We start from the raw sequence: 26,825 nt of genomic DNA on the forward strand, positions 1-26,825 counted from the left end.
CGCCTATTCCTTGTCTTGCTTTTCTTCTGTAGAAGTGTCATTATCCGGGTTCTTGTTTAACTTTTCCTCAATGACTTCCCCATCGCTGTTGCCGTAGCTGTCCGCAGCGCCATCTGTGGTGTGTTCCGCTACATCCACACGCCGACCTGTGGAATCATCCGCCTCCTCGATACCGCTCAGATGGTCGACGAATTCAGCCTGATATCCCTGAGAAGCTTTGCTGTCATCGTCTTTTTGTTCAGGATGTTCAGGATGTTCCGCACCGCTGGCAGCCCGCGCATGATCATCTGGCTCCTCTTCAGGGCTCTGTTGCTGATCATCTTGACCTACATCAGATTCGGCATATTCGGCATGAGACGTAGTATCGGTGCGGCCCACCTCGTCCGTGTCAGCGCCAGAATCGCTAGCGTCGGAATCACCAACACTTTGGGCTATGGACTGATCATCCGGATTATCTTCGTGATGTGCGCCATGTCCAGGCTCTTCTGAGTCTGCAGCGCCAGTATCACCGGATGGTCGCACATCTTCACCACCCGCAAGAGGTGATGGCTCATCCTCCCATTCAGAGCGTGCATCAAACCACGAATCCTCAGGATGCAACCTAGATTGCTCATCATCACTGGCACCACTGAGCATATCTCCCCCGTACTGATCATCTTCGGCTTCCCCTCCACCGGGCCCCATAGGCGCATCTGCACCTACCTCCTCGTAGTGCGCCACGCCAACATCATCACTGGCACCACTGAGCATATCTCCCCCGTACTGATCATCTTCGGCTTCCCCTCCACCGGGCCCCATAGGCGCATCTGCACCTACCTCCTCGTAGTGCGCAACGCCAACATCATCCGGAACTCCCGATCTACTCACATCTTCATCGCCACCTGAAGTAGCACCTTGAACCATATCACTTGACTGATCACCCATAAGTGGTGAGCCCTCGCCACCAGACCCGCCGAAGTCAGCCACATCCGGCACCCCTACCCGCGGCGCTCCACCACCAGCTACACTGTCATCACCACTCTGACTAGCTCCAGCAGCACTATCACCAGATCCAGCATCCGGAGCGGCAGAGTCATCAACGCCTTGCGTTGCTGCACGAGCTGCAGCACCATCTCCATCGGGCTCTGGAGATTTCGGATCAGCGCCCTCCTGCATTGGTCGCGCGCCATCTCTACTTTCAAACTGCACCTTCTCTTCTCCTGGTGGCGCCATACCTCTGGCCGCGGCAATCCGCTGTTGTGAAGCGGCATCCAAGCCTACAACCCCAAGCATGGCCTGGGTAGCCCCCATAGCACTAGCCGTTATGCTAGCAACACTACCAGATATTGAGTGAGCTATGGTCTCAGAAATCTTCACAAACTCTCTAACAGATTTGCAGCACAGTATGAGCACCAGGACAATAGCAACACCAAACGGAAGGCCCATAAATCCTATATCTTCCCTGGCAAGACCTTCACGGTACCTGTCATTCACAGAAAGCTCATTGGAGAAACCTATAGGCAACATGACAGGCAACAGACATATATCTGGCTTGTTAGGAGTACCGGGATCGTTAGAAGGTATGTTTATGCCTATAGCGCAGTTCTCACATGCGGTAAAGTCGGTAACAACATGTAAGCTGGTTAAGATCATTTGATTCAAGAACGCAAGCGAAGCAAATATGATGATCGGCTGGAGCGAGAAATTCATGAGCACCTTAAGCCACCCATCAAATAGTTGTCGGGTGCGTTGAAACAATATGAAGGAAAAGAATATCGGGGCCAGGGTTATTAGGAATGCCACAGCCAAGATCGAGAACAAATATGTGATCATGGCTGAAAACATGGCCAAGAAGAACTCTATTAAGGCCCAAACCACTCCAACAAACGCGAGCCACCCAACTGGACCTGCTGCTATTAGGGCGAGAAGCCTTAACCAAAGCTCTGAGGTCAGAAGTAGCCCCAAGGTTGCATCCAAAAACTTGAATGACCTATCGCCATCTAGGTACCCATTGAATGCCGCAATAATATCTGATACCCCCCCAATAAACATGCTGAAGCAGTGCTCGTTGAAAAATCTCCAGCTACCCGGTGAGAACATGCACACCAGGAATACCACCTTTGCGACTCTTATGGCGAGATCGTACTTGGTAATCTTGATTACACCCATAATGTACCCCACCGCAGAAAACATGAGGTACAGGGTAAGCACCCCTTGGATTAGCATCCAGAAGGGCTTTGACGTCACCTGATTGCTGTATATTTGCTGTATAGCACCCTTTTTGTTCTCTTTAAAAGATTTCTCAACTGCAGATGCTATGTCATCAACCTGGTCAACGTTTGCAACGCCTTGCGTAGTTGACATTTCGGTACCGTACAGCACATTCAGTAGGGTTCCTTGCAGTAGCGCAAAAAACTTGGAAATTATTGGCTCCCAGGTTGGAATCCAGAGCCGTACCGAATAGTGGTTATCCGGGTAGTTGCCATCTTTGAGCTGATCGTCGTATTTTTCATCAACAGCTATTCCGAAGTATAAATATCCACTCTTCCCATTTGCTACGGAGCCGTCTTCACCCTTCTTGTTGATGACGTATATACCCTTGGGGTTCTGGCTTTCCAAATCGAGCTCAATAGCGCCACTACTGCCGTTACCTGGTAAAAAGTTGGGTGCTTGTTCCCCTATGTACATGTACAGTTTCTTCCCCGAGGTCGCGTAACACGTTCTGTGGACCCTTAGTGTGTAAAAGCCCTGCATGCTTGCTTCTTCACTGTCCCCTGAACCGCGGCCAGAACCACCTATTTGAGTTCGCTTTAGATATGAGAGAAACAGCCTGCCGCTTTCTGGTACCCCATAACTCTCGTGCATCTTAAGGCTGAGATCCTTGAAAGCCCCGCCACTGGCGCTGGAGATGTTAGTCACTTTCTCAGGAAGGAATTTACACGAGTTGGCACAGCCGCTGCTAGCAATGTTTTTGTCTTTACCGGTGCTAATCACAGCAACTGCACCTTCAGCTATCTCATAGGCAGCATTTTTAACGTCACTTATGTCTGATGGTAGATCCAAATACTCCTTAAGTGCATCAGGAGATTCAATATCTATTTTCTGGCCTTCTCCTATGTCTTTCTTAGGCTTCGTTGTGGGGCACATGACTTTATCATTCATAACCCGCACTATGGAGCGTGTGCAATCTTCCTTGTTTACCTGGTCTGAGGGTCCGCATATTAGACCGCAATTACAGCTTATGTCATACTCCGTATACTCCCTTAGCAAAGCATCATAGTTGGGTTTGGGGGCCTGCTGCTCCTCACTTGTATACGTTTGACTCTTCTCATACTTCCCTGGATTTTTGTTTTGCTTGAGTTCAACCAGATTCCTTCCCTCTATCACTCTGGTAATGAATTTGTCTCGCTTCAGCTTTTCACAAAGTTCCTGCGTTATGTCTGGTGGGCCATTAACCTTAACTGTCCTTCCGTCATGAATGCGCCCAGTAGCCACCATATATTTTGAATTGGATTTCAAAATCTCCCTGCCATGCTCTTTACTCTTCGTAATTTTTGACATGTAACCCAGAGGAAACGCAAGGCGAGGGGTCTGCACATCACTACCCCCAAGCTTGGGCAGTTCAATTCCCTCTGGCACCTCATTGCACTTATTACTGCTACTTTTATCCTTGTAGTAAAGCGATGCTGAGCCGCCATAGGCGCCGGAAGAGCATATATCCTTTGAATCAACACCCAACTTGCATTCTTTGTCCTTATAAAAGTCACTGTTGCCGTAGTAGATTACAAAGCTTTCTTCGTTTCCTATCTTTTCACAAGATGGAAATTCCAAGTCATAAAGAAATGGGAAAAAAGCTACCCGATCGCCCTTTACAACATCGAGCAGGGTATCATAAAACTCGTTTTCAGGGCGGGAAGATATAAAATCTTCGGGAAACATTCTTACCGTAGCCGGAGTGCTGGCGTCCTTGGGACAAAGGCTTATGGTGTTTTCAACCGTAAGTTTTAGCTCACTATTTGCCTCAACGCGGTAACCTGAATTCACCCAATAGGTCGCCGGGTTCTGCCTAGAAGCACCAGGTGGCTGCACTTGCACTTTTACTTCAACAGAGCTGCTGCTCACACCCTTCCCAGGTTCTATGCATACCCCGCCACAGCCGGAGATTAGCAACACCAACGCAATGAGCAGTAACCTGAACATCCTTATACCATCTAAAAGCTCGCCGGAGGATCAGCAGGATGGATAATCTGCTTGCGCTTAGTGGGCGCACCAGCACCAGGTTGCACACCCTGGGAAGTGGGCATGAGTCTGGAAGCAAAGCTTTCTTCTCGCCCGGCACCCGCCCCCCTGTAGAAGAGCGAGGACTGATGTCTCTGCTGCGCCGCCATATGCCCAGTCATCCTATCCATTCCAACTATGCTCAACAGAGCCTGCGCAGCGTTTCCACCTACATCAGACAGGTTGGTAAACGCACCGAACATGATACTACACATCTCACCACTACTGATCACGAAGTCCCTGGTAGCGTGGGCCACGGCCACAAAAATTAGTACGTTAAAGAGCGGGCCAGGTATTCCTATTAGAATCGTGTCTCCAGTATTGTATAGCTCTCTTACAACGTCGCTAACCGGCATGATCGGGACTATTCCCATTGGTAGGAGGAAGCGTAGCACGCACAGAGTGGCGATTTTCAAGTCTAGCGACAAAACGCAAGCTTCACATACCTGAAAGTTTAGCATCGCATATATCACGCTGTTGACTATTTGCACCATCAAAGCAATGCAAGAGAAGATCAAAACCGGTTGCATTGCAGTTTGTAACAGCACTTTTATCCAAGCATCAAATATCGCCTTAGTACGTTTAAACAGCACGCATATCAGAAAGAATGGCGCTATGCACAGCAGCAGCGCTATCAACATAATAGAAATTAGGTATATCACCACCGCACTGAACATGCATTCCACCAGGAGGAACAGCCCCCAGAATATGAGCACCACTGTGAGCCACCCTACAGGACCAGAAAATATGAGTGCTAGTAATTGAATCCATGTTTGCGAGACTGAGAATCTGTACAGTATGCCATCCATAAACCCAAAATCATCGGAGTTTCCAACGCCACCAGTCATGATGGCAATAAAACTTTTGGGTCCATCCGTAAACAATTTGAACAGATGATCGTTAAAAAAGGTCCAGCTATCCGGGCGTATTACGTATACCACAATGATGATTTTCGCAAAGATGATAAACAACTGGAAAATTGACGCCCTGGAGAACCCCAAAAAGAAGTAAAGTGCGCTGATCATCACGTACAAAATCAGCAGTGCATTCACAAGCCTGATGAACGGACCATCCGTGCTAATGTGTCTGTACATTCCAGCAACAACGCTTTCCTTTCCACCATCCTTATTGCCGTACAGTGCAGAACGCACTCTGTCTTCCGTCCACTTTACGATGTGGGAAAAAAACTTGGGGGGCGTCTTGGCAATTGTGGCTTTAATCTCGAAGTGTCCCACATTATTCGACGTTCCATCTCCGTTGTCGCGTACGCCATAATACAAATCCCCCCTTGTGTTTTGGGCTTTGGAAATTTGTATCTCACTTTCATTCATGAAGTCCAGCTTGTGTGATTTGTTATCGGCAGCACCCGGTGAGTACTCCGGATAGCCCTCAGAAAACGTATAGTACAGGCTATTTTGTAGGTGAGCGCCGCAATCTTTCTTGACCTTAAGCTTATAGCTGCCCACAAGAATTTTGTTGCCATGCTGTGTGCCACTACTGGTACCATTTTGTTGGGGGTACTGCAGGGTCAGCACAAGCGTGCCAACCCCGTAACCTAGCCTGGTACTGATTTCATAGTCACGGTCAAGTTCTAAGTATTTGTCAATATCGCTAAACCCCGCTTTGACCGCATCATCTCTGGTTGGCAGCGTAACACGCAAATTTGGGTCTTCACCACTCTCACTACGTTGACTGGAAGAGGCGAAAATGCTGCTGTCACCGCTTTTCCGTACACTAACAGGCTGAAATGTGTATGTACTGTACACATATTTTGGTCCGCTAACGAACGGAAGTACGGTGGCCAGTACACCGTTACCCTTGTCATAAGACAGCAGGTGGTAAGCATGGTATTTCTTCTCCGGTACACCTTTCCCACCTTCTTTGTCTGCAATCGCAGAGCTTCGCACAGTCTTAAGTACGCCACAGTATTCGTTGGCTGCAAGTTCGTCCATTGCGCGCACATACCTGGCACGAGCATCATGCACCTTGGTCAAAACTTCGTTTAACTTCGTGTCATCGGTATTGGTGGTAGACGTGGATGCACCTGTGCTGCCGGTAGCTTCTTGCTTACTGTAATCCATACATGCTTTGTAACAACCAGTCGGCAATTCACGGCTACCTGGTCGGTAGCCATATCTACCAAATGGCTGACATTTCACCACACAGTTTTTTATGCCCCGAGGTGTACTATGCAACGTCCCAACCGCCGCGGCATTAGACCTTGTTCCCTTGGCCTCCTTCTCTATATCATAATCGCTGTAGCATAAATACTTCTGGTCATCCATGTTCTGCGTTGAGTCAAAACCTTTCTTTAGCGATTCTTCATCCGACTTCCCGGGAATTATATGAGGGGGGAAACCCGCAACAAACGGAGATAACATGGTATCTTGTGGTACTTCGTACCACGAGTTCATAAAGCCGTGCTTGTCCACCAACTTGTGGCTAAAGTTTATTACGCGCTGCTGTCCTATGTCTCTTTTTCTGCACTCCTCCGAATCCGCGGCGTATACGTCGTCATCCTGGTTCCTACATATGGCGTCGTCAACCGTAAAGCTCCTTATGGGAACAAGTGAAAACCGTATTTTGTCCTCTGGCATGATATTTACGGGAAACCGCACAGTGAATTCCTTTTTCTTTCCTGGAGTGAGCATATCTCCCGGAAACGCCTCCAGCTTCACCTCTGGCAGCTCTGCATCGTGACAGAAATCCACGTTGTAGTGTTCTATCTCCAGCTTTATGTCCTTATCTTTCACGGGAAAGTCCACCTTTACCCATGGCCCCTGCAGGCCGTCACTACGCTGTTTCGGGTTCGCGTATACCACACTTCTTACGGTGTCATTCATCGCATCTTGCTGAGACATACAGCCGTGGTAGCCACACCCTGACAGAAGCATAAGAAATACTACTGGGATAATCCTCAGCACAACACAAGCTCTCCACTTTACAACTAGACAAACGCGTTCTTGTAGCGCAGAAAAGTTATAAAACAATCAACAGTAAACAATGAGGTAGATGCCACCATAGAAACCCGTATCACAAACATTACTCCCCAGACGACCCTCCAGACACGGCATCCGTACCAGCGCCTGCACTACTACTCCTCGGGGCGCTACCACCCGAAACTTTATCAGAGCCACCTTCTGCCGCCTGACCACCTCCTCTAATGCGGTCCATAGCCTTGCTTCCCACATCAGACATCTTACCCGCAGCATAGCTGCTGGCCTTGGAAGCAGCACCCATAGCTCCACCAGCAAGCGCCCTAGGATTGAAGCTACCCGAACCGATAACACCGGCCCTTGGATCTCCCGCAAGTTCCCCAGCGATGTAAGATATAGAAGACAAGAAGTGATAGAATAAGAACCCTACCAGCACAAACACCCCAAGCTTGGTCCAAATCGCAGCGGTTGTGTTCTTAAACTCTGGACTTGTAACTGACAACCCCAGCACCAGCGGCTTTGTATGGAAGTTGACTGTACTAAACATGCAGGCCAGATTGTCTTCCATTTTCTTATCATCACAGGCCTTCTCGTTCTCAAGCTTGAAGTTTATCCTTTCAAGGCTACCTACCTGTATCTTGTCTCGTTTAAATTTCAGATCTCCAAAGTATATGTTGTCAAAAACGGTAAACATCAGTGACAGGAACGAAAACAATATTACTGGGTACAAGGAGTACACCATAAGCTGTCTGGTCCACCCATCAAAGAACCCCTTGGTAACTTGGAAGAGGCACATGGGTATCATGAGGGGGGATATGATTGTGAGAACCGTTAGGGCAATCAATGACAGCAAGAATACGTACACACACCATATCACGGTAAATATCAGCATCATCACCGCAAAGAATGCGACAACACATATTATCACCTTGGCATTTATTAGAATTGCAGGTATCAACAGACCGGCACAAAGGAACACAGTCAATAAAACGCCGGTGCCCGTCCCCCCGTTGAGCTGGCTGCCGAGGTAGAACATTATCCTACAGTCTAGCCTATCCCACGGCATTAGGTATCGAAATTCCTCTTGGTAATCCTCTGCTTTGTAGTCGCAAATATTTTGCCCTCCGTTGGCAGCAGATAGTACGATGTCCGAAAGGCCAATCGAAAGCTTGGTTAGGTAGTCATATGACTTATGCATAGCATCACCCTGGGTAAAGTAGATAACCAAGGCGAATTTTATCGCCGTCATATACAGTTCAGATACGTTCTGAACCCCACCGAGCATAGCTTTGATAGAGAACAAAATCAGTGCAAGTATCAACGCAGCCATGACAGCGTTCTTGAGCTTGTTTTGCGCCACCCGCAGGAATCCAGGGTTTGGCCCCGAAGCAGATTTGTGCACACACTTTTGGCTGCCACCGTGAGTGGGATCTAGTACATTTTTCAAAGAGCCTACTATGCAGTTTATCAGCACAGAGGTGACAGGAAACGGAGACTTCGTGTTCAATGAAGCGGCACCTTGGCATGCCTGGTCTACGTAGCAACTGTAGCATTCGCTATTGTCGTAGCCGATAACCTTAGCCCCTTCGCTGCCTTTTGCATCCATTATTGGCTTTGATTTCTCGCACATCGGCACCGGGGGCGAATTAGGACGCATTTGACAGCCTATCTCCGGCCTAGGAATGAGTGGCAAATTACTCACGCTGACCGCATCCACGCAGAGCTTATCGCCCCTCTCAACAGCACGAAATTGGGCATCATGTATTGTCTTTGTCTCTCCAGCCTTAAACACTTCACACTTCACGTTGCCGCTAGGGTTTTCACCGTATCCAGCCCCAGAAATGGCAAGCTTGGTTTTATGCATTCCCGCATCGCCGTATGTACCTTCACGCGGGTAGGCCCCCTTCTTTATTTGCTCAGTATAGCTATCACTTCCTGCCTGGTTCTTCAGGGCCCTATAAGCACCTGCAAACAGTGTTGCAAGTGGCTTGCGATAGCATACCTCGATGTAGCGGGAACTAGAAACCCTGTTCTTTGGCCACGCATAGTGATTAACTTGTTTGAACTTCCTGTCCTTGCACACGGGCTCCAGCATTCTGGCTGCTTCTAAGCTTTTACCCGGTGCAATGCACGCGAAATAACTGTTCAAGTCTGCAAATTCCCTTGAGCATCCACCTTCACTGGCAGTTCCGCCACTATTGTTGTGCCCGCCCCCCTTCTGCCACAGATCTTTCACTGCCTGATCGGGTGCATACGGATTGTCGCACTCCTTGTATCCCCCAACTTTGAAACTGCTCGTGTCACCAGTACCAGAGGTGCTGCTTGTCAGCACTGTGTTGACGCCGCTAGTGCCTCTTACTATTTCCCCCTCCTCAAAGCGCAGAACTGGGTGGCGCACAAAGCTCCAATTACAAACAAAATACGCCGAGGATGCGGCAACGGCCGCAGATATAACAGCCACATTTGTGGCAATAAGTGCGATCCCGGCCTTGGTAGTCCAGCCCACAGGTATCTTTACTAATATCGCACCGGTTATCATAAACCCCAGTGCTGGACCTATGACCTTACCACCTACCTCAGCTACCGTGGTTGCAGCACCACAACGGGGGTTGGTGGCCTCAGCGTATCTGTAGCTCACCAGGCGATCGCTCTCCTCACCCTCGGGCTCATCCGAATATGCGGCGTAATGCGGCAGAAATGGCAGCCCTATAAATAGGATTATCAGTGCTATTGCCCTGGCCGTTCTATGCATTTTTAACCTTCTGGCAGAAAATTGGCAGCCACACGTTCGGGTCACGACCAACTTCTTCTATTATTTCGTTCAACATCAGTACTGTCTCCGCCCTTCCTGATAGAACATTTATGGTATCTTCCAAGCCCCTGAGGTCTATCCTCGCGACCACGGCACTGACACCTTGCTTTACCAAAAAAAACCTACTCCCGGGATCCGTGTATTTTATTAGGGAGTATTCTCTCTCAGTTAACATGAATACATCCCTATATGCACTGGTAGCCTTAAGGTTAGGTAAAAAGATCTGTGTTGCTGTCTGCTGCACCAGTGTGTCACTTATCTGGCTTTTACTCGCATCTTCAACACTTTGTGTAGCAAATATCACAAAAGTGTTGAGCTTTCTGAGTACTTTCAACCAGTCTTTTATTCTGGGTGCAAACACAGGGTTGTCGATCAGCGCCCATGCTTCATCCAAGATTATTATTGAGGGCGTGCCGTCAAGCGATATGCTAATCTTGTGAAATAAATATAACAGGGTAGGGGCGAGGGCTGACGGATCTTTGAGCAAATTTCCCATCTCGAATCCAAAGACCCTAGACTTGGTAAAATCTAGCAGGTCCTCTTCATTATCGAAAAGCGCCGCATGTGAACCCTCGGAATGCCACATCATCATGCGCCCAGCCAGGGTGTCTGCACCCCCTATACCCAAAAAAGGCACAAGGTTACGCAACATCCTGTCTTCCTTTCTGAGCTTAAAATTGCCTTCTATAGCGTCATTGATGCGCAATATGTCATCTGGGGTTAGGTCACTCGAGAGTGTAGTCGCCAGTACTTTCATCCATTCCATGAGGAACGTTCTGTTATCGGCCGTGTCATCCAAGTGCAGCGGGTTCAACCCGGTGTTGCCCCTAGGCTCCACAACCGAATATATGCCATTTAGCGCCCTGATGAAGATTTCCGCACCGTGGTCTTTGTCGAAAAAGAAGATCCTGGGAGAAAATTTCATTGCCTGAACACACAGAAAGTTCATCAGCACGGTTTTACCGCCACCAGTTGGGCCTATTATTGCCGTATGGCCAACGTCACGTATGTGGAAACTGAAGAAGAACGGAGTACCAGATGTGGTATCAAAAACCGTGACTGCCTCCCCCCAGTGGTTATCGAACTTTTTGCCTATGGGGTAGTTGTGCTGGGACGCGAAGCCAGCCATATTCAGCGTACTAATCACCGCCTTCCGCACAACGTATGAAAAGTTGCCCGGAAGTTGAGCCCAAAATGCGGGCTCCAGATTTACTTTTTCTCTTACAGGATACACCCCACAGTTGGAGAGCTCAGCCTCCACCAGAGACAGCGCGTTTTCCAGGTTCTTCGGGTTTTTTTCAATACACAAAACTGTCAGGTGATGAAGCCCAAACGCAATCTTACCGCTCGTCGCGTCATCCAGCGCCTTGGAGATCTCGTATATCTGCGAAACCGCCTTGTCAGCAGATTGAATCATGCGATTTTGCTGAATCTGCATCTTGGTTATTGCGGCCTGTCTGTTCGTAAACTTGAAAGACTGCGTGATAATAAACTCATATGGTAACTGCAAAAACGCATCCAACATCCCGGCAGAAGTGGTTTGGCCGTATTCCTTTAAGCTAATCAGCCCCGCATATTTTGACTCATCATGTCCAACAACTTGCACCACCTTGCGACCGAAATACAATCTGTGCATGGGCAAGTGCCGGGAAATGTCTCCGAGGTGCATGGCGACATTGTGCACCGTGCCGCAATTCACAATTTGGAGCAGAAACTCCATAATCTCAGAAAAGTCCCCTGAAGGTGTTTGCCTGATGCCAAGCTCTCTCGGTGCATAGTTACGGAGGCTGGTCACCACCCGGTTTGTTGCCTCTTCTAGGTCCTCATAGATGGCGCGCATGTCATTCTTCCAGGCTTCGCTGGTCACCTTCTTGCTGAACTTTTTCATTAAGTTCACGAAAAGCTCGGTGCTCTTTTTACCTCCATCCCTGACAACCGTTATGTACAGCTCGTTTGCAAATGACGGCTTCGTCATGTGTTTTTCGCGCCACTGGACATTCACTGCATCAGCAAAAGCATTGGAGAGCTTACCGCTTGCAAAGCCATGAGAGAACGCGTCCTTCCTGCGTCTTATGATGTGAAAGTATAGACCAAACGAAGAGGAAGACATGCTCCGGAGCGTCTGGTTTCTGATCGAGTTTTGTATGGACAAATCCTCATCGTCCGCGGTTTCAAACGCGTAGCCAGACAGCTTGATCACTTTCAGCATGCAACCATCTTTGGTTATAAGGGTTGTGCTGTTCCAGTGTTCCAAGTAAGGTAGAAAATGAGCCTCGTGGCATTCCCTCTCAACAACCCCCCTCTTTCTAGTAGTTGCTGCAGTTCTCCCGAGTCCTAACATCCGCTACATTACGTCGTAAGAATTAGCATTGTGATAGAAACGATTAAGACACTTGCTGCACTTTTGCATTTTGATGACAAACAGATCCATGAACAACGGGTCTTTAGAAGATGCAGCGAAGCCTATTGCGTGTATGCCCGGAGCCAGAATAAGCAACACCCTAAAGTCGTTACTGTACATGAAGATCATGATAGAGATCATGAAATTCAGTATCGCAAATGTGTAGCTTACACCAAAAAGCATAGTGGGCCTTGTAAGCCCCTTAAACAGCTGATCCGTCTTGACACTACCGGACGACATTACTCCACCGAAAACAGGCACACGCGACTTTCCACAGACTCTAGCAACAAAAAATTATAAAATGATTAACTAGTACTAAGAAGCCCTGGTCCTGTCACACACCCGCAGTTTCAAGCCTCTGTAACGCGAAATCCCAGTTTATCAAGTGCTCAAGAAAAACATCAACATACTTCTTGCGAACGTTTAGGTAATCAAGGTAATAAGCATGCTCCCAGACATCCATGGTAAGTAGAGGGTAGCATCCAGAAGTCAACAGAGGGGACTCTGCATTTGGAGTGCTCACAACCTGCAGCTTGCCGGAATTCCTATCATAAAGTAGCCACGCCCATCCACTGCCGAAATGCCCGGTACCACTAGCCGCAAAGGCATCAGCAAATTCCTGCACGCCACCAAAGCTCTCTTTAAGCATTTCCGCCAGCTTCGCCGGAGGATTTCCTCCCCCGTCTTTCTTCATAGACTTCCAGTAAAAGTCATGATTCCAAATCTGAGCTGCATTGTTAAAGATCGCCCTAGTAGCACTAGAGCCATGGGCCTTAACAATAATATTTTCCAAATCACTATTGCCCATCCCATCAAACTCTGTGCCCACCACCAGCTTGTTCAGCATATCAACGTAAGTTTTGTGGTGACCGTTATAGTGACGGTCTAGCAGTTTGTCTGAGATGTAAGGCTCCAGGCTACTGTACGGAAGGCTAGGTAATTCAAACATAACTACGATCGCAAAACAAACCCTCAATGTATACCAACTGCGTAGCAGATTCAACACCTAAAGCTCAAAAAATCACAATAAACAATGTACACAGCATTATGCACCCGCTTACGGCCATGGTACACAACTGCAAAAGAGGCGCGCCCCCAAGTGCGGAGTCAACGCCATGAGGGGTGAGAACGATGCATATGGCGCGCTCCCTGCGGGTAGCAAAGGTGGGCTGGAGAATTTGTTGTACATATAAAATCCTTTGTAATGGCGTTGCAAAGGATGTAGCATTGGCACGCTTCCGTCAGGTTTATCCAGGGGGTGGTGCATCTCCGCTTAGTTTCGGCGCTGTTTTTGCTATGAAGAAAGATTTCACAAAACTACTGAAATACCACCGAAAGAGTGTAAGGGTATTCATCAGGAGCAAGAAAGATAGGCTGCTCTCCGTGCTGTCTTTGGGCGCCCTTGGTATATCAGTGGGCATGCTAGTTTTGGTATTGTGCAGCATAGTAAACAACGGGTACAAGGCGCTGACAACCACAAAAATCTTGCTTTCCTTTGACCAAATTGGGCATATGGACCCGGGCGACAGCGGGTTCAGAGATGTGTGCATACGGCACATTCAAGGTGCACTGGAGAAGGTAATTCAAGATTCCGTGGACCTAAGCAACCATGAAACCAGAAGGATTGCGCATAGCGTCATAAGCGAAACTGCCCATTACGACTTTGCACATCTCGTTGAGAAAGGCGCCCTATTGAGTAATACCAGCGTGTGGTTCAACGCTTCAAGCGATTTTGTATCCAGCACGCCCGGCAACAACGATGTATACGATGCAATAAGGCAAAAACTTGTTGCTGAAAACAGGGTCAAAAGGTTTTTTAATTCCGCACTATTTACCAATTCTCACTCTAAGGTCCCAGAGAGTGCAGGCATCACGGGTGCGCTCATAGGCTCTTTGCTGACTATCACGGTGTGCCTGGCTTTGGCAATACCGGTGGGTGTAATGAGCGGGATATGTATGCAGGAACTCCTGAAGAGGGGGAAGCTGGCCTCGATGATTGAGGTTAGCATAAACAACCTATCCTCAGTCCCCTCAATTATTTTCGGGGTTCTAGGACTTATCGTCTATCTAAACATCCTTGGAGTGCCCAGGTCTTCCGCGCTGGCAGGAGGCATGACTTTATCAATCATGATACTGCCCAACTTGATTATAAGCACCCGGCAGGCTTTTGCGGCAGTACCAGAATCTGTAAAACAGGCCGCCTTTGCTCTAGGAGCATCAGAGATGCAGGTCATAATGCATCATTCACTTCCGATCGCCCTGCCCACCGTGGTGCAGGGAGTCATGGTAAGTGTCGCGAGAATGATTGGTGAGTCTTCCCCATTAATCATGATAGGCATGGTCGCATTCGTGGTTGATCTACCCAGAACATTTCTAGACCCTGCTAGTGTTTTACCCGTACAAATATACATCTGGGCGAACAATTCTAACATTGAGTTTACTAAAATATCCGCAATTGCAATACTGGCTCTGCTAGTCATACTGCTTATCTTGAACATGATAGCCGATCTTATCAGAAAGCGATTTGACCACTTTTCGTTCTAGTTGCTCCACCGCACAATCTGCGAATCCGTCGCTTGAAGTGCGTCACCAGCTGATTGCGTGAACCGCGTACATTGGAGCCAGCGGCCCGGGCACCTGCACATGTTAGCGTGTAACGCATGACTGGCGCTGTGCGTTGTGGGAGCTATTCCGTCCCAAGTAACGGCTGCAGCAATTAATAACTACAAATTTCTTGCTATAGCATGGTGCGCACTCGGCAGGACTCGAACCTGCGACCTCTACCTCCGGAGGGTAGCGCTCTATCCTGACTGAGCTACGAATGCACGATAACCCTATTCGCTTACTTTAGCACGTGCGAGCCTAAGTTCCTTAAGTTTTCGGAAGTCATCCTCAGCGTGGTAGGAAGATCGCGCAAGCGGACTTGCAGCAACCATGGAGAACCCCTTCGCATACGCCATGAGTTTGTACTGCTCGAACTCCGCAGGGGGAACATAGCGATGCACTTCAATGTTGTTCTTTGTAGGTTGCAAATACTGCCCCATAACTATGAAGTCCACACCGGCACACCTTAGGTCATCCATAACTTGGTACACCTCTTCCTTAGACTCACCCAGCCCTAGCATGAACCCAGACTTGGTAAACACCCCAGGGCTTCTGTCCTTGACCTCTTTAAGCAGATTCAGTGAATTAAAATACTTCGCCCTGGGCCTGACCTTAGAATACAACCTGGGCACAGTTTCTAGGTTGTGGTTATACACATCTGGACGTGCAGAGGCGATAATGTCAATTGCGCACGGCTTACCGAGAAAGTCTGGAGTTAAGATCTCCACCGTTACGGAGCTGTCACGCTTTCTTATCTCCCGAACGCACTTAGCGAAGTGGCTGGCCCCCCCATCTGGAAGGTCGTCCCTGTCCACAGAAGTTATAACCACATGTTTCAAGCCAAGCTTACTGATTGCAGCACCAACTCTCTCAGGCTCATCAGGATCAAGGGCATTGGGTACGCCGACTTTCACGTTACAGAACGCGCACGCCCTTGTACACACGGAACCCATGATCATAACAGTGGCATGGCGCTTGTTCCAACACTCACCTATATTAGGACACGCAGCCTCCTCGCAGACCGTATTGAGCCCGTAGTGACGCACAAGCTCGGCAACTTCCTTAAAGACCGCACCGCCCGGCATCCGTACCCTCAACCAATCGGGCTTGTTTTCCATACTGACCAGCAACAAACTACCGAGTAGCGTAGTAAAAACTGCAACACTTGTCAACCAACCAGCCCCGCAATCGCGCAACTAGCGAAATGTGTATTTACACAAATTACGTGTCTGACCACCGCGCTCACAACACCGACATGTATGGTGGAGGTCACCCCACCTGATTAGTGGGGGTTTCGGAGCGCATTGCGCATTAAAGTGATTTTTTTCTTTGACATCCCCCCCCCCGTGTGGCAAGCTGCGGGCAATTTCTAACTAGAGTGGTGTGTGTTATGAGTGACGGTAACCAAAAACTGCGGAGAGATCTCCGTGCAGCGGCTATCAATGCAGCTATGGCTGCAGCAATTTCTGGTAAGGTTGCTGCTCATCAACTGAACCAAGAGTTGCGTGCTATCGATGCTGAGCATGGACCTAGGATCCGCCAAGAAGCTATAGACAAGGAAATGGCTAGGATCCAAGCAGAAGTACGCTTCGAAAAGGCTGCTGAAGCTATGACTAAGGCTGTTCCTGGTAAGGTTGCTGCTCATCGACTGAACCAAGAGTTGCGTGCTATCGATGCTGAGCATGGACCTAGGATCCGCCAAGAAGCTATAGACAAGGAAATGGCTAGGATCCAAGCAGAAGTACGCTTCGAAAAGGCTGCTGAAGCTATGACTAAGGCTGTTCCTGGTAAGGTTGCTGCTCATCGACTGAACCAAGAGTTGCGTGCTATCAATGCTGAGTATGGACCTAGGATCCGCCAAGAAGCTATAGACAAGGAAATGGCTAGGATCCAAGCAGAAGTACGCTTCGAAAAGGCTGCTGAAGCTATGACTAAGGCTGTTCCTGGTAAGGTTGCTGCTCATCGACTGAACCAAGAGTTGCGTGCTATCAATGCTGAGTATGGACCTAGAATCCGCCAAGAAGCTATAGACAAGGAAATGGCTAGGATCCAAAGGGATGTGCGTCTCGAAAAGGCTGCTGAAGCTAATATCAAAGCTGTTCGTGGTGCAGTTGCTGCTCATCAGCTGAACCAAGAGTTGCGTGCTATCAATGCTGAGTATGGACCTAGAATCCGCCAAGAAGCTATAGACAAGGAAATGGCTAGGATCCAAGCAGAAGTACGCTTCGAAAAGGCTGCTGAAGCTATGACTAAGGCTGTTCCTGGTAAGGTTGCTGCTCATCGACTGAACCAAGAGTTGCGTGCTATCGATGCTGAGCATGGACCTAGGATCCGCCAAGAAGCTATAGACAAGGAAATGGCTAGGATCCAAGCAGAAGTACGCTTCGAAAAGGCTGCTGAAGCTATGACTAAGGCTGTTCCTGGTAAGGTTGCTGCTCATCGACTGAACCAAGAGTTGCGTGCTATCGATGCTGAGCATGGACCTAGGATCCGCCAAGAAGCTATAGACAAGGAAATGGCTAGGATCCAAGCAGAAGTACGCTTCGAAAAGGCTGCTGAAGCTATGACTAAGGCTGTTCCTGGTAAGGTTGCTGCTCATCGACTGAACCAAGAGTTGCGTGCTATCGATGCTGAGCATGGACCTAGGATCCGCCAAGAAGCTATAGACAAGGAAATGGCTAGGATCCAAGCAGAAGTACGCTTCGAAAAGGCTGCTGAAGCTATGACTAAGGCTGTTCCTGGTAAGGTTGCTGCTCATCGACTGAACCAAGAGTTGCGTGCTATCGATGCTGAGCATGGACCTAGGATCCGCCAAGAAGCTATAGACAAGGAAATGGCTAGGATCCAAAGGGATGTGCGTCTCGAAAAGGCTGCTGAAGCTAATATCAAAGCTGTTCGTGGTGCAGTTGCTGCTCATCAGCTGAACCAAGAGTTGCGTGCTATCAATGCTGAGTATGGACCTAGAATCCGCCAAGAAGCTATAGACAAGGAAATGGCTAGGATCCAAGCAGAAGTACGCTTCGAAAAGGCTGCTGAAGCTATGACTAAGGCTGTTCCTGGTAAGGTTGCTGCTCATCGACTGAACCAAGAGTTGCGTGCTATCGATGCTGAGCATGGACCTAGGATCCGCCAAGAAGCTATAGACAAGGAAATGGCTAGGATCCAAGCAGAAGTACGCTTCGAAAAGGCTGCTGAAGCTATGACTAAGGCTGTTCCTGGTAAGGTTGCTGCTCATCGACTGAACCAAGAGTTGCGTGCTATCGATGCTGAGCATGGACCTAGGATCCGCCAAGAAGCTATAGACAAGGAAATGGCTAGGATCCAAGCAGAAGTACGCTTCGAAAAGGCTGCTGAAGCTATGACTAAGGCTGTTCCTGGTAAGGTTGCTGCTCATCGACTGAACCAAGAGTTGCGTGCTATCGATGCTGAGCATGGACCTAGGATCCGCCAAGAAGCTATAGACAAGGAAATGGCCAAGATCCAAAGGGATGTGCGTCTCGAAAAGGCTGCTGAAGCTAATATCAAAGCTGTTCGTGGTGCAGTTGCTGCTCATCAGCTGAACCAAGAGTTGCGTGCTATCGATGCTAGGTACGGGGCTCAAGCTACTCTGGATATTATGGGTGAATGCGCAGAGATGCAAACTCTCGATAGTCTCGCTAAGGAGTTCGGTGTGAGCACTGACGCGATAATGGCTCAGTATGGTGCTACTGCTCCGCAAACAAGACTTGACGGCGTAGTAGTTGCTGCTGGTTGTGCGCAAGCACAAGGTGCTGCCCGCTAGCTCGTGATAGGCCGGGGGAGGCGAGAGTCTCCCCCCTTGCTTCTGCTGGGGTGTGTATATCGAATATTCAGCTGAGTGCGTGCACGCAGAGCGTCTGCATCAGGGCGTAATCAGCCACGCACTGGTTCAGGTACCTTGTACATGTATTACGTCATCTCTGGATTTGTGGCCCAACCTCGATGACCCTTTGCACTGTTACATCCTCCAGCAGTATGCTGCCTCTCAAGGACTGTCCCGCCTGGGCAAATTCAAATGCGCATCTAACGTTGTACTCGCCGTAAGGGTGCCCCCGCATTCCCTCTTGGGCACCACGCATATCTAAGCCGGTACAGTAGGCCGCATGCTCCGTAGCTACACCGCGCTGCCATTCGTACCCTCCTCTATCGCGAATGAAGTTATCCACGACATTGGCCGCCTTGAATATGGCTGTGGCAACTGCGTTACGGTTAACATCGGCATTCCACACATTGGCCCTGGCCATTGAGGCATCAACAGTCCCCACCAAGGCATCACGCGCAGTCATCATGAGTCTCATTGCAACATTTTGGATCATAAGGCCAATAAATGCGGCAAGCCTCGCGATTATTCCTCCCTCGGGTACCCCGTGTATATGTCCATGCATATGCCCGTGAGCGCCAAGACCATGGCCGGCGTGGATAAAAAGCCTGCCCATTGTTGCGGCATCAAGCTCCCTAGCCCCCATTCGCCCCGAGAGAAGGCCATCAACAAAGTGCCGATCCGCAGCAAACGCGTGGTACACACTGTGTTGCATGGTCAATTCTGCAGCGGTATGACCTATTTCTCTTTTGATTCCATCATGCACGATGCTGTCAACATCGAAAAGGCGCCCTAACCTTCTGTGCATGGTGGCATAGTTCTCTGAAGCGCTGATCGAAGGCGCATACCTCTGAAGATCTAACGACGCCCCAGCGAGAGTGTGCGCAACTAGCATCATGAAAAACATATGGTGGTCCGCACCCTGCCGCCTCTCCATGGCTTGCAATTGCATCTTGAGCTGGGTCAAAAGCATAAGCCTCTCCTGCAGAAGCTGCCGCATTTTAGGATCTAGTTCTTTTTCTAGTGCATCTCTGAGCTCCATTATTTGCTGCTCGAGCAGGTACCTAAAGCTTGACACCCTCCTGTCCACAAGCTTTCTTAGAAAGGCCATTAGCGCCTCTGTGAGCACTCTCCTTCTGCGCTTCTCCCGCAAAGTATAAGGCCGCTGTCCGTGCTCTGTTGTATCTGGAGAAAGAAACTTTTTGTAAAAGTCTTCCACGAACGCCAGCAATACATTTAGGAACGACTGATTAACTTCAAAATCTTTGTCACCGGGAAGGGCAATATCGGCATGTTGTGGGCCGCCCTCGGCTATTTCTACTTCATGGCCTTGTGATACCTCCCCTTCCCTGGGCTGCCGCACATTTTGCGCAAACTCTTTGAATTGCTTTGCAAGTTCCTGTATGTACTCTTCCGCACTCAGGTCCTCTAACCTAATCTTTCCCCACGCCCTGAGACTGCTGTCATCCCCTTCACCAAGCTTGTCAGTGACGTACGTGTCATCAAGCATAAAACCTCTCAGGCAATCGATATTAACTCGCGAAGGCGGGATTGTAACCCCACGCAGTAAAAAATCACTGTACCCGCTCTCCGTTCCTTCAACTGTGGGCACGCGCACGAGGATGCATGTGCCATAACTGCCACACAACAGCACAGCAACATTGTAAATAAAGCGCATATTGTCACAGTCGCGCGCTTAGTCTACCGAATCTGACGCAATACTGCAATTTACATTCAGTACATGCACATGTCACCGCCGGACTGACGCCGTAATGGGCGTCATACTACAGACAGCGTGGCGTAGCACGTGGCACGCGCACAACTTCAGTACACTGTAGTGAAGCACTTATCCCACTAGAGTCACACGTGCCGACGTTTCTTTCATGGCCTGGGTGCTGCTGCGCGTGTTCGCTACAACGGCAGATAGTGCCTGATGTCTCCTCGTGCTGCATAAAGTTCTCCAGGCTACCATGCACCCTATTGGCAGCTTTTGCACTTCTTAGCATAGCCCTAACTTGGTGTATCTGCAAAATAGTACAAGCAAAATCCCCAAGACCATTCAGCGCAGATTTTACTTCATCGAGCGCATAACTTCTGCGGAAAAATGACTCCAGGTAAATATGATGGTCCATCGTGCGGAAAATCTCTGATACTTCTGAGGATTCGGATAGAAGCACTGCTTGAAAGAACCCCTCTGAGGCCACTACAATATCCCAGAAAAAAACATTGCTCCAAAAGAAGGACAAAAACTGCTCAGTATAATGAGTTCCAGCAAAGAAGTCATACGCGGATTTAATGCCCAGCGGCCGCATGGCATTTTCAGCAAATCTGGAGTAGTGGTCGAACAATGACTGTAAACCTTCAATGCCCAATAGCGGCGCCATTTGGTAAACCATGAGCGACGCTAACATGTATTTTAACTCGCGACAGTGTGCTGCAAAGTCTACAAGCCCGCGCCCAAGCTCAGAGAAGTAAGACCTTGTGCCCAGGCTTAACCCCACAAAACTTGACATATCCTCCGCCACAGATGAAGGAGTTTCTAGCAAGAGAAAATCTGTGCACACTATATTACGGAACTTGCGGTAGCTTACAGTGTTGTGCCGTCCAGCCGCGCTACGGTCCGCCACACCAAGTATGCAGCAGACATCCCTGATGTACGAAGAAAAATTGCTTTTAATATCACACAGCACCAAATCTCGGCTTACATTTCCACGCCCCAGGAGCGCTTTTTTCCAATCTTGCAAAGTAATCACACAATCCATAAGGGCAATTACGCAACTCCTTTCGATTTTCGTATCCGAAATTATGGTTTCATGTCGCATCACGATACCAGTAAGATCGTACGAATCCATTGCAGAAATCGCCCAGCGCAAGGCCGCTATTTTTTCATTGACCTCCCGCAGGGTAATTGATTCTCCTTGGTCGCGTGCTGTATTTATAACTTCCCATGCATCCCTACGGCTTCTTATTGCTCGCACAGCAGGAGCGTCACGGTTGCAATGTATTAGCTGCAATGTCTGTAAATTCGCTGCAGTAATTTTGTCATACACCTCCCTTCTCGCAGCATAAGAATTAAGTATATTCGCGGCACTGGAACCGGTTCTAGCAACGATGCTCAGCTCTTCTTGGTAGTTGTTGAGCAAAAAGAAAAACTCTTTTCGTAGTTTCAAATAGCTCCCATCAAAAACCGTACTCTGGGGTAAATCTAGAGTCCCGCGAAACCTATGAAGCATAAGCTTAATGTCAGGTTTGCATCCATACAATTCCTCCCCAACAGTGGCGGATAGCGACCTAAATGCGTCTGGCAGATCCTGGCGCTTGATTAATATTGTCTCCAACAGCATTTGTAGGTCAATGACCTGCCCAACTTCGGTACCATCGCACCCATGCATCTGTTCTGGCACATTGCTATCAGGTGTATCAAAAACATTCGTATGCTCTGCGTTCCCGTGTAGTAGTTTTTCTATCAACAGCCAACAGGCATCTTTTAGTCCGTACAGACTTATATGCTCACAGGCGCCAATAAGAGCTTCAAACAGGAAATTACACGCGTCATGAAGTTTTCCAAAAATAAACCTGGTCACAGTGGACATCAGACCACACAGCAGGATAAAATCTAACACTCTGGTGATCAGCCCAGCAATGTTGACAACAAGAAACACGCACCGTTCCACTACGGTATCTAGCCCTACTATAGCCACAGTGATATCAAACATTGACCTGAATATGTCTAGAGCTCCCCTAACCAGCACTCCGGGAATGATTCCAAAGTGGTCAAGTATTTGCCCAATCACTGCGACTACTGAGCATAGAATCATCAACAGGCCCAGCACCAGATACCATACCCATCTGCACTTCCTTATGGGAAACGTGACCCGCTCCAAAAACCCTGGAATGTTGTGCTCCATCCTGAATGACCTGCCCAACATCTCCGCTTCGTAGTCACTTTTCACAAACCTGTATTCAAGATCTTCAAGGTGCAAGCCACGGCATATGGTCCGGGAAAACTCGGTAAATGGCACCATCATATTTTTGGCGTAAAACTTGCTCTTAATGCCTTTGCCTACGTAACCTGAGAAGGTTCTGTAGTGTGCTGGGTTTACCCATGGCAGCCAAAACGAGTGAAATGGCAGCCAGCATGATATTTTATAAGCATACTGCGCAAAACTCAGACCCCTACTGTAATTAACGCCCTTAATCTGCTCACACCCACAATCCCTGACAATCTCCCGCAAAAGTGCCAGTACCGCGTCATTCGTGCATCCATCGCTGAAAATTGTTTCAAGGAGTCTGTCGCATTCCCCACGCATGTCGGCATACTCAAACTCGCACAAGAAGTCACACAACTTGTGAGACTTTAAATGCCGGAAAAGCAATTCGTTTCTGAGGCGGGTGTTTACTTCCCGCAAGCCATTGCTCGAATGTGAAAAGAGCCGCGAAATAGTATCAGGGTCAAGCAATGGCTCCAGCCCGGGTGTATCACCAGCAGCAGATCGGTGGTTTTGAATTATGCGCTCTGACGAATCATGTCTTCCACTAATAAGCGCGCGGCTTGTCTCGCGAAATAGTGACACCCAGCAGTTTATATGCGCTGATATCTCTGAGACTTCCCTGCGCGTAAATCTCACAATCGCATCTCTATAAATGGTATGTCCCGTGGAGAAAAAGTCGTAGATGGATAGAAGGCGACTAATATCACCGGTAATGTGTCCGCAGGTCTCCCTCAAGAAAAACAGAAAAGCCCCTTCAGTCCAGGACCCTTCATTTGCCCGCATACAGGTTATCATCGCTCCGACAATCGCGTTCATGCCTCTAAAATATTGCTGAGCTTGCAACACTCCCAGTGGGTTCAACCTTTGAAAAAAGGAAGGGTTCTCCAGCAGAGACTGCACTTGCTTCAAACTCAGAATCGCTTGTCTGATTTCTGCAACAGCAGCGTGTCCGCCCGCATCCTGGCCTAATGCACTGCGTGACCAGGCGCGATCGAAATTTTCCTGCAACCCGCGGGCAATGCACCTTTCCTGGCGCAGACAAAGTTGGCGCTCAATGTGGGATTTGACTAGGCTATCACCAATGATTTCTTGCACGATGATGAAAAAATCTTCGCAGGCAATCTTGATTGTTCTATCATCCCCAACCGGGGCTCTGATTCCACAAGTTGCTGATGCCAAAAATCTCCTAAGACACTCCTCAGCAGAGTCGTTGTTTGGTGTCACCTCACCGCAATCAAGCCGTCGCAATCTCATAAGCGCGGCTTCAAATAGAAGGCTCCCTATCGCTTCCTGTGCGCCTGTCTTGAGTCTGAGCACATAACACCACTCCTCGTCAAAAAAGGAAAAATGTTCCTGCAGTAGCGCGGGATTTGGAAAGCAAAGCTGGGTGTACAAGCCCATAGACAGCACGTCGGGCAGCCTGCCTGGATATGTACCCCTGATGTAGTTGATGCACTGCTGGAACTTGCCCCCACCCGCGCGCATATCATGGATATAACGGTCATGTATGTGTGAATATAGGTTTGCCCCATATTCTTGGAATATATCAGTCGCCTCCAGCAGCAAGTATGTCACCAATCTGGTGTGATACTCGTCACCACGCGCTGCCGCCCTAACTGGGTTGTGTACAGCTTCCCTGAACCTTATAATGTCTGACCGCTGAAACCTTACAGAGCACTCCTCTGGCGTTCTCGTGCAAACTTCCCCCGGCAGCGCAGCGAGAAGAGCAAAAAGCCTATTGTCACGTCTGCAGTCAACTTTGAAGTGAAAAGCACCGTCGCGCACTGGAGGATCGGTAGCGACCCTTGCTACAGCCTTTGATAGAAACCCTATGGTACTTCTTATCCTCGGCTTTCCTATCAACACTGACACTATCCCCAACAATGAGCAAAGCAAGCAAGGTTGCCGCTAACACACGTACACACCGCAACAGGTCCACACCTACCTGCAATGCCCGACCATCAGGAAACTATTTGCCTACAAATTTGATAATAACATCTCCTGCCACAACGCTTCCACCACTAGTGCACAAAACTTCCGCAACCCTTGCCTGAACTTCCGAACATATCAGATTTTCCATCTTCATAGCCTCAATCACAAGCAATGGCTGCCCTACACTGACTTCATCTCCAGACTTCACATAGACGTTTACAACCATTCCTGCTATTGGGGAAACTACAACATCAGAAGATGCCCCATCACCCGTAACTTCTGGCATGAACTGTAGCAGGCTGTCTGCATTTGCTCTGTGTACAGAACACAACGCCTCAACCGCCATGTATTTCAGCACATACCGACTTGAGCTTGCACGGACCTTAATCCAGTGAGAAGCATCATCCACACGTATTTCTAGCATTTTGTAATTCCCATGCCACGTACCGGATAGTACGATGCTTCCTTTTTTGTGGTCCAGTGCAACAAAAATTTTCCCTTCAGAACACCGTACATGTAACCTGTACTTAAAGTCACCCACGTGTGCGGACAGCTTTTCACTCTCTAGCGCCTTGCCGTAATTCCTAGACTCATCTTCCAAATATATGTGCAGCGCAGCAAACGCCAAAATTTCTGCGATCTCGGGAGTCAGTGGATCACCCTTGAACCCAGACCGATAAAATTGCGAAACAAACCCAGTGTTTATGTTTCCGGAAATAAAATTAGAATTGCAAAATACCGAAAGCAGGAAGTCAATATTATTTGCCACACCTTCAATGTAGAACCTGTTAAGAGCCTCCCGCATAACCTTAATCGCCTTTTGTCTGGTCCCCCCGTGAGATGAAACCTTGGCAATCATGGGATCGTAGAACATGCTAACATTCGCACCTTCGATAACTCCACTGTCTATCCGAAGGTTTGCACTAACAGGAGGTTCGGAATAATATTTTATACGCCCGCTGGAAGGTAAAAAGCCCTTTTTCGGGTCCTCAGCATATATCCTGGCCTCTATTGCTGACCCAGAAAACCGCACATCATTTTGGGAGAAGCTCAGCCGCCCACCATCGGCAATCTTGATCATCTCCTCGACAAGGTCTATGCGAGTTACAAGTTCTGTAACCGGATGTTCCACTTGTAGTCTGGTGTTCATTTCCAGAAAGTAAAATCGTTTCTCGGCATCAATGACAAACTCTACTGTACCAACCGAGAAATAGTTCACCCTCTTTGCAAGGCTCACACACTGGTCATACATGCTTTGCCGCGTCTTTTTGTCAAGGAATGGACTAGGAGTTTCTTCTATTACCTTTTGGTTGTTGCGCTGTATAGAGCATTCCCTCTCCCCTAGACATACCACATTGCCGTGCTTATCAGCCACTATTTGTACTTCTATGTGTCTGGGAAATTCCACGTACTTTTCTATGAAAATTCTACCATCACTGAAACTCTTGGATGCTTCGTTGGTAGCGGATACAAACGCCTGCTCCATTTCCTCGGCTGATTTCACAACTCGCATGCCTTTACCCCCACCGCCTGCAGCAGCTTTAACCATGACTGGAAATCCTATAGACTCCGCAATGTTTTTTGCATCAGTGGGGGATTCTACAACACCCATGTATCCGGGAACTACAGCAACACCTGCATCTTGCGCAACCCTCTTCGACACCACTTTATCGGACATCATGCGCATGGAAGACGGAGCAGGACCTATGAATCCTATACCACACTCAGACAGCCTGTCTGGGAATTCTGCATTCTCAGCAAGAAACCCATAACCAGGGTGCACCGCATCCACCCCGGTATCCTCAGCCACAGCACAGATCTTACCTATATCAAGGTAGCTCTGGCTGGCTGGGCCCGGACCTATATACACGGCTTCATCGGCACAGAGAGTATGCAGCGCACCACGGTCCGCATCCGAGTATACGCACACACACTTTATGCCCATTTTGCGCGCAGTCCGCACTATTCTGCACGCTATCTCTCCCCTATTTGCAATTAGAATCTTTCGTATCATGCAGCCCACAGAAAACTCGTAAACTCAGAGGGCCGCAAA

The 26,825-nt window shown here is 48.7% G+C and carries 12 protein-coding genes and 1 tRNA gene; 2 read left to right on the top strand and 11 right to left on the bottom strand.

Annotation, left to right across the window (positions count from 1 at the left end; genetic code table 11):
- Positions 1 to 3: 3 nt before the first annotated feature.
- The 6 genes from AOV_RS02915 to AOV_RS02940 form a co-directional block, all read right to left on the bottom strand.
- The gene (locus AOV_RS02915; protein ID WP_117374445.1) at positions 4 to 4,179 is read right to left on the bottom strand and encodes a type IV secretion system protein; all 4,176 of its coding nucleotides are present in this window, start codon (positions 4,177 to 4,179) and stop codon (positions 4 to 6) included.
- Positions 4,180 to 4,190: 11 nt separating this feature from the next.
- Positions 4,191 to 7,181: a TrbL/VirB6 family protein gene (locus AOV_RS02920; protein ID WP_233497106.1), complete on the bottom strand. Its 2,991-nt coding sequence runs from the start codon at positions 7,179 to 7,181 to the stop codon at positions 4,191 to 4,193.
- 118 nt (positions 7,182 to 7,299) lie between these two features.
- Positions 7,300 to 9,945, bottom strand: a complete 2,646-nt coding sequence (locus tag AOV_RS02925; protein ID WP_075139068.1) for a TrbL/VirB6 family protein — start codon at positions 9,943 to 9,945, stop codon at positions 7,300 to 7,302.
- On the bottom strand, positions 9,938 to 12,346 hold the full coding sequence (locus AOV_RS02930) for a VirB4 family type IV secretion/conjugal transfer ATPase (RefSeq protein ID WP_075139069.1): 2,409 nt from the start codon (positions 12,344 to 12,346) through the stop codon (positions 9,938 to 9,940). The genes AOV_RS02925 and AOV_RS02930 overlap by 8 nt, the downstream gene beginning before the upstream one ends.
- Positions 12,347 to 12,349: 3 nt before the next feature.
- Positions 12,350 to 12,646 (bottom strand): type IV secretion system protein VirB3, encoded by a 297-nt coding sequence (locus AOV_RS02935; RefSeq protein WP_075139070.1) that lies wholly within the window; start codon positions 12,644 to 12,646, stop codon positions 12,350 to 12,352.
- Positions 12,647 to 12,740: 94 nt separating this feature from the next.
- Positions 12,741 to 13,355 (bottom strand): superoxide dismutase, encoded by a 615-nt coding sequence (locus AOV_RS02940; RefSeq protein ID WP_117374446.1) that lies wholly within the window; start codon positions 13,353 to 13,355, stop codon positions 12,741 to 12,743.
- Positions 13,356 to 13,702: 347 nt separating this feature from the next.
- Between AOV_RS02940 and pstA the strand changes: the two genes are divergently transcribed.
- On the top strand, positions 13,703 to 14,950 hold the full coding sequence (gene pstA, locus AOV_RS02945) for a phosphate ABC transporter permease PstA (RefSeq protein ID WP_075139501.1): 1,248 nt from the start codon (positions 13,703 to 13,705) through the stop codon (positions 14,948 to 14,950).
- 206 nt (positions 14,951 to 15,156) lie between these two features.
- Here pstA and AOV_RS02950 read toward each other — a convergent pair.
- A tRNA-Arg gene (locus tag AOV_RS02950) sits at positions 15,157 to 15,231 on the bottom strand.
- A 9-nt stretch (positions 15,232 to 15,240) separates the two neighbouring features.
- Entirely contained in the window at positions 15,241 to 16,128 is an 888-nt protein-coding gene (gene lipA / locus AOV_RS02955; protein ID WP_075139502.1) for a lipoyl synthase, read from the bottom strand.
- Between the two features lie 272 nt (positions 16,129 to 16,400).
- On the opposite strand from lipA, the gene AOV_RS02960 reads away from it, so the two are divergent.
- A complete protein-coding gene (locus AOV_RS02960) occupies positions 16,401 to 18,791 on the top strand; it encodes a hypothetical protein (protein ID WP_117374448.1) in 2,391 nt (796 codons plus the stop codon).
- Between the two features lie 151 nt (positions 18,792 to 18,942).
- Here AOV_RS02960 and AOV_RS02965 read toward each other — a convergent pair whose 3' ends face one another.
- The 3 genes from AOV_RS02965 to AOV_RS02975 all read right to left on the bottom strand — a co-directional run bounded on the left by AOV_RS02965 (position 18,943) and on the right by AOV_RS02975 (position 26,786).
- Complete coding sequence (locus AOV_RS02965) at positions 18,943 to 20,526, bottom strand: hypothetical protein (RefSeq protein ID WP_075139073.1); 1,584 nt, start codon at positions 20,524 to 20,526, stop codon at positions 18,943 to 18,945.
- A 106-nt stretch (positions 20,527 to 20,632) separates the two neighbouring features.
- Positions 20,633 to 24,706, bottom strand: a complete 4,074-nt coding sequence (locus AOV_RS02970; protein WP_233497237.1) for a hypothetical protein — start codon at positions 24,704 to 24,706, stop codon at positions 20,633 to 20,635.
- Positions 24,707 to 24,809: 103 nt separating this feature from the next.
- Entirely contained in the window at positions 24,810 to 26,786 is a 1,977-nt protein-coding gene (locus AOV_RS02975) for an acetyl-CoA carboxylase biotin carboxylase subunit (RefSeq protein ID WP_075139075.1), read from the bottom strand.
- Between the last annotated feature and the right edge of the window lie 39 nt (positions 26,787 to 26,825).

The organism is Anaplasma ovis str. Haibei, assembly GCF_002214625.1.
Classification (GTDB): Bacteria; Pseudomonadota; Alphaproteobacteria; order Rickettsiales; family Anaplasmataceae; genus Anaplasma; species Anaplasma ovis.